The sequence below is a fragment of the Burkholderia sp. SIMBA_051 genome, assembly GCF_046534915.1.
GTDB lineage: Bacteria > Pseudomonadota > Gammaproteobacteria > Burkholderiales > Burkholderiaceae > Burkholderia > Burkholderia ambifaria.
Map to the genome: position 1 here is coordinate 1 of NZ_JAWRXS010000964.1, position 233 is coordinate 233.

Below are 233 nucleotides of genomic sequence, written 5' to 3' on the forward strand. Positions count from 1 at the left end.
GCGCGGCGGCTACTTCCCGTTGCGCAAAGGTGATCAGGTGCTCCTCGGATTCGTCAATGGCGACTGCGACAGGCCCGTCATCGTGTCGCGTTTGCATGGGGGCGCGACGATGCCGATGTGGCACACGCACGGCCTGCTGTCCGGGTTTCGTTCGCGTGAGTATGGCGGCGACGGCTTCAACCAGCTCGTCATGGACGATGCTACCGGTCAGAACCGGGTCCACCTTTACTCGT

1 protein-coding gene is annotated in these 233 nt (G+C 63.1%); it reads left to right on the forward strand.

Annotated elements, in window-relative coordinates:
* Window positions 1-233 (forward strand): hypothetical protein (locus SB771_RS37355; RefSeq protein WP_410722324.1); only part of this gene is annotated, 233 nt, incomplete at both ends.